Source organism: Chitinophaga sp. (assembly GCF_035564935.1).
GTDB lineage: Bacteria > Bacteroidota > Bacteroidia > Chitinophagales > Chitinophagaceae > Chitinophaga.
The window spans coordinates 1-5,881 of the sequence record NZ_DATMTE010000627.1 but is presented as its reverse complement, the minus strand read 5'-3'; the positions used below and the strand labels follow the sequence as shown (position 1 = coordinate 5,881).

6 protein-coding genes are annotated in these 5,881 nt (G+C 45.3%); all 6 read left to right on the top strand.

The window, feature by feature from the left end:
- Nucleotides 1-1,186, top strand: a 1,186-nt coding sequence (locus VN105_RS15950) for a polysaccharide biosynthesis C-terminal domain-containing protein (RefSeq protein WP_325642523.1), incomplete at its 5' end; no start/stop codon positions are given.
- 34 nt (nt 1,187-1,220) lie between these two features.
- Entirely contained in the window at nt 1,221-2,435 is a 1,215-nt protein-coding gene (locus VN105_RS15945) for a glycosyltransferase (protein WP_325642522.1), read from the top strand.
- A gap of 87 nt (nt 2,436-2,522) precedes the next feature.
- Nucleotides 2,523-3,821, top strand: a complete 1,299-nt coding sequence (locus VN105_RS15940) for a hypothetical protein (protein ID WP_325642521.1) — start codon at nt 2,523-2,525, stop codon at nt 3,819-3,821.
- 22 nt (nt 3,822-3,843) lie between these two features.
- Nucleotides 3,844-4,995 carry a glycosyltransferase family 4 protein gene (locus VN105_RS15935; protein WP_325642520.1) on the top strand — a complete coding sequence of 384 codons (1,152 nt, stop codon included), beginning with the start codon at nt 3,844-3,846 and terminating at the stop codon, nt 4,993-4,995.
- Nucleotides 4,985-5,494, top strand: coding sequence for an acyltransferase (locus VN105_RS15930; protein WP_325642519.1), 510 nt, complete (start codon nt 4,985-4,987; stop codon nt 5,492-5,494). The genes VN105_RS15935 and VN105_RS15930 overlap by 11 nt, the downstream gene beginning before the upstream one ends.
- Nucleotides 5,491-5,881 (top strand): hypothetical protein (locus VN105_RS15925; RefSeq protein WP_325642518.1); only part of this gene is annotated, 391 nt, incomplete at its 3' end. The genes VN105_RS15930 and VN105_RS15925, both read left to right, overlap by 4 nt.

Genomic DNA, 5,881 nt, shown 5'->3' with positions numbered 1-5,881 from the left:
TATGGGGCAGTATGAACTATTTCGCTCTTCTCAAATGGTAGTGGTTACCTTTCTCTCACTGGGGATGGGTAATGCCAGTATTTATTTTCTCAATAACCTGAAATATGAACCAGGTCACATTGTATCCAATACAACAAAAGTATCCTTACTGTTCGGCTTACTGCTGATAGTAGGGTTTACTGCCGTGATCTTTTTTAATCCCGGCTACTTCGGGAAGATCTCCTTTATTGTTGCCTTACTTTTTGCAATGGGGTCTGCTGCACTGGTAAATATTACCACGCTAAGACCAGTATTGGTGGCTCAACTGGCGTCCAAAAGGATGGTGCTTGTGGATATGCTGCCGCGTATCATCATCCTGCTGAGCGGGTTGCTGATGCTTTGTATCCATAAAAAAAGCCCCGGGTTTGCGATCACAGCACTGGGCATAGGGAACGCAGCTGCCTGTTGTACCCTTTTTTATTTTCTCAGGGAACACATCAACTTACGTGCACCATTCGACTGGAAAACGCTGGGGGCGCTGCTGAAGTACAGTATCAAACTGTCTGCATCCAGCTTCCTGTATGTGCTCACCGCAAATGTAACGGTCATGTTACTACGTTATTCCCAGCTGGAAAATTTCAGCCAGGTGGGATTATATACCAGGGCAGTAGCTATCAGTGGTATGATCACCATCATACCGTCTACTGTAGGCCCGCTGCTGTACGCGAAATGGGCAGGTCTGAAAGGAGAATTACTGGCTAACCAGGCTCAGTTTGCTATGAGGGTCAGCTCTTCTATCAGTTTTGTAATCTCCGCTATAGTATTCATTTTCAGCCGGCAGATCATCCATTTGTTATATGGCCCTGCATTTTATGGCGCTAATGTTGCATTGCGTATCCTTGCGCCTTCATTGGTATTTATTACGATCACCAGTATTTGCAATAACCTGCTGGCTGGCGATGGTAAAGCAATAATAACCATGTACATCCTGGCTATCACTTTTATAATAGTGGCAGGCGTAACCTGGCTTACAGTAGGAAGGCTGGGTATAGAAGGAGCAGCCCTGGCAGTATTGTGCGGAAATGTTTTTTCTGCTGTTGCCAACCTGGTTGTTTGCCGCAGGCACTATCGGCTCAACTTCGCCAAATGTGTAGTGGTGCGGCCTTCCGATATAAGAACCATGATGAAATCCTTAAAACTTAAATGATGTTTTTCTGTTGGAAAAACAAACCTTAATAGCGATGAGTAAAACTAATGGTCAGGAAAAGATTAGACTAGGCTTCTTTTTCGATGGAGGAGAAGGTGGCGGCGTAGTGGAGTATGTACGTTTGCTGTTGAATAATATCGACAGGAACAGGTTTATGGCTATCGGTATCTACCTGGGGAGTGGTCCCAGCTATGAGGCGCTGAAGAATATCTTTGATGAAACTACCATATTAACAGACAAACGCCTGGTAAATATAGGTAGTGGTAAAACCAGGATGCAGCGGTTGAAAATGAACACCTCCAAGCTGCTCACCGCCGTTAAAGGCACCCGGTTGCTGGCACGTGCCATGAAGAAGCATCGTATTGATATTATGGACGTAAACTATTTTCCGCTGCATATACTGGCGGGAATAGCCAGCCGGATGACAGGCGTTCCATGCCTGTGGCATTGGCATGGCGCCGGCAGGCCAACAGGAATGCGGGCTAACATGGCGGCTTTTGGGGCCCGGTTCTTCTGCGATAAGATCGCGTCCATTACCCACTTTGTACACGACAGCCTGCCTGCAGTAGCAAGAAAAAAATCCGAATTGATCTATAACGGGGTAGATACAACGAAAATTTCCAGTGTTGTTGTTAATGGCCACTTACGGCAATTGGCGGGCGTAGATGAAAATACCACGCTGGTGGGTATACTCGGTACCGTATCTCCCTTTAAAGGGCATTCTTATTTTATTAAAGCGGCAGATATTGTGTTGCGGCAGTATCCTGATGTTCGCTTTGTGATCATCGGCCGGGAATCTGCTACACAAAAAATAAAAGTAGGTTTTGAAGCACAGCTGAGAAAAGAAGTAAAAGAAATGAACAGGGAGCAGGAAATTTTGTTCCTGGGCTATGTTGCTGATCCTTATAAATATCTCCGGGACTGTAAAATTATCTGCACGCCAACCATCCCGTATATGAATTTTTTGGGAGAAGGTTTTGGCCTGGCTGCCGCTGAATGTATGGCAGCAGGAGTGGCAGTGGTAGCTACCAAACTCGGATCTTTCCCCGAAATCATTGATCACGGGAAAAATGGTCTGCTAACAGAACCTAAAGACGCCGCCGCCCTGGCAGCTTCTATCATGGAATTGCTGGCAGATGAACCCAAAAGAAAAAGTATGGCAATGGCTGCCCGGCAGCATATTGCTGAAAACTTTGACATAAAAGGTACCACCAGAAAAATGGAGCAGCTATATGAACGCCTGGTTTAAATATTAATATCAATTTATATTATTGGGATGGCTATTGTAGTGATATTGTTTTTTTTATTCATGATGTATAGAACTGCATTGAATCCAATGACAGGATTCATCTTTATGTGGTTTGCGATATGGCTGTACCCTAATTCACTGTTGTACGGAACATTGCCGTTGAATATACGATTCGATGACATATTCGTGTTCTTTACGTTTGTAGTATGTGTCTATAAAAAGCCTGCCGGCGTGAGGGTATGGAGCTTAAGTACTTTCAGGCTTGCGTTGGTATGGTGGGCGTTGCATCTGCTCGGAAACCTGAACGGGATGCTGTATGGCGGATGGGGCGCTGCCCAGGAAGTGGTGAAGTTTCTGTTGAAAGCTGCCTATGTGCCAATGACGGTTGCTATTGCAGGCTCTTTATTAAACAGCTATGCAAACGTAAAATTGTTTATCAAATGGTTGCTGATAGCCGGCGCTGCTGCTGCATTGCTGGGAGCCGGCACGGTAGTGGCGCCCCGCCTGTTTGGCATATTCCTGATCCCCAACCAGGACCTCTCCGCCGGCGAAATGCTGGATAATATGGAAGGTGCTATGGAGCTTGCCAGGAGAGCCAGAGGTTCTGTTGGTACCATGGCCACCTCTGCTATCTGTTTGTTTTTGTCGGTATTGTCACTGCACCTGCTGGCAATGAAACATTATGTTTTCCAAAGCAAAAAGTTCCTGATCCCGGTTTTCATTATTATACTGCTTGGTTTGGCATATACCCAAAGCCGTGGCCCGATGCTGGCCTTTGGGCTTACTGCTTCCATCATCCTTTTCCGCTCTGAAAATAAAAGTATACTGGTAGGCGCACTGGTAGTGGTGCTGTTACTGATGGTAACAGACAACCCCGTCCGGGAGCTGGTAACAGCCAGGTTTACCGGTGCTACCGGCGCTACGGCCGACAGCGGGCTGGACAAACGCTCGGAAGTATGGAGCATGTTCCTGCAAAATTTTGACCCGATACTGCTCTTCAATGGTATAGGCGCAGTAATGTCCAAGTACATTTATCACGCCACCGCACATAACACCTATCTCGGTGCAGTGATCTATAATGGTATATGGGGCGTGTGTATGATGCTCGTAATCGTGATAAGGTCCATAAAATATAGCAGTAAACTGATCCGGCATAAACATGAAATGCTGTCAGATATTTTCGGGCATTATTTTCCATTGGCATTGATATTTATGTTATCCATCGGGATGAGTATTGAAGACTTCCAAAATACCATATGTATGCAGTTGTACCTGTTGTTTATGCTGATCTGTGAAAAATTGATAAGGGCAAATGAAGCGGCTGCTGATCCTGCCAGAGATACCGGCAAAGCTACGCTCATGCCGCTCGAAGCACAATTGAATTAATTAATTATTCTATAGACTCTGTATGGCGAGCATCTTATTACAAGCCTGGGTGGTATCTAAAAAAGGGGATGAGTATTTCCTTCCGTATACGCATTGGGTATATCTAAAGGAGATCGTACAATATTATGATAAGGTAGGGCTGCTTTCGCCGGTAAAACAATATGCTGACGGAAGCGATTCGGGGCTGGTCTCTATTGGAGATTTCAACAATGTAACCATACATGAACTGCCTTATTCCGACAGCTATAAATCAGCCGTAAAACACTATGGCGCGTATAAAAAGGCGTACGAGGGACTTACAGCCTATGACGTGGTTTATCTGCGTTATCCCACCCCGTTAGGGTGGTTGAGCAAAAGGTACCTGAAAAACAAAAAACGGATCATACATTTTGTAGGGGACCCTATTGATGCCGCCTGGGTAAATCCCAACTTTAAAATGCTAAAAAAAATTACGCTGATATCTTTCTTCCTGCCGGAGCACATGGCTTATATGTGGGCCTGTAAAGGAGCAAAAGTATTTACCAACGGCTATCATCTGCAACAAAAGTTGAGTAAATGGAGGATAAATGCAAAGGCCGTTATTTCAACAACACTGAATAATAAAGATTTTTATGTAGATGAAACCAGGCGGATACCGGCTACAGGTCTGAAGTTATTATATGTGGGATACCTGCGTAAGGCAAAAGGCGTGGAAGTAGTTATCCGTGCGTTTGAACGGGTAGTGCAGCGTTACCCGGATGCGACACTTACCATAGCAGGCTCCGGCGAATTTGAAAAGGAGCTGAAGGCGATGGCCGCAGCAGCAGGACTGAGCGGTAAAATAACTTTTCTTGGACATGTGGATAACCGCGATATGCTTAACACGCTTTTCCGTACCCATCATATTTTCTGTTTTGCCAGTTTGTCGGAAGGCTCTCCAAGGGTAGTGCTGGAAGCGATGGCGAACGGGATTAATGTGCTTAGCACACCGGTAGGTTCGTTGCCGTCGGTGTTTAAAGAAGGGGTTGATATTACTTATGCCGGGTTCAATGATGACCAGGGCTTTTTTAAGAAGATCTGTTATCTGGTGGAAAATCCTGAAGAAGCATATGCTGTCGGAAACAGGGCACAGGAAAAAGTAAGAGGGTTTACTATCCAGCATTTTATCAAAAATATTTTTTCCTATGAAAGTTAAGCTGTCCATATTATATGCCTGGCTGGTGCGTACAGCTACTTTATTATTGCCGAATATACCCGTGTTCATGCGTTTCAGAGGTTTTTTATATTCTCTGATGATGAAACGTTGCGGCCGCAATTTCCAGGTAACCTCAACGGCTATCCTTAATTCTTTGTCCGGCCTTACAGTGGGAAATGATGTTTACATAGCGCACAACTGTGTGCTGATAGGGCTGGATATCGAAATTGGCGATAAGGTGCTGGTAGGGCCCAACTGTATTATCTCATCTGCTAACCATACTTTCCTGGATGATGCCTACCGTTTTGGAAAATCAGATCCCAGGCCGGCAAAAATAGGTAGCGGTGCCTGGATAGCCGGCAACTGTTCGGTGGTTGGTGGCAGCGTGCTGCCTCCCATGTCCGTATTGGGAGCGGGTTCTGTACTTAATAAACCATTTACGGAAGTGCGGTGCCTGTATGCAGGCGCGCCGGCAGTGCTCATAAAGAAATTGCAATGAGGATTCTATATATACACCAGTATTTTACTTTACCCGCCGCCGCCGGCGGTACCCGGTCTTACGACCTGTCGAAGCGCTTTACGCAGGCGGGGCATAAAGTTATTGTGATCACCAGTAGTTCTTTCCTGAAAAAGGTCCACGAATTTTCAAAGGGCTGGACAGTGCTTGACCAGGAAGGAATAGAGCTACATGTGCTGAATGTTGAATACAGTAATAAGATGAGCTTTTCAAAACGCATCATAGCGTTTTTTAAATTCCTTGTATTTGCTTCCCTGCGCACTTTTAAAGTTAAGGCAGATGTAATTCTGGCTACGTCAACACCTATCACAGTGGCAATACCGGCCATTACAGCAAAAATTTTTAAACGTGTTCCTTTTATTTTTGAGG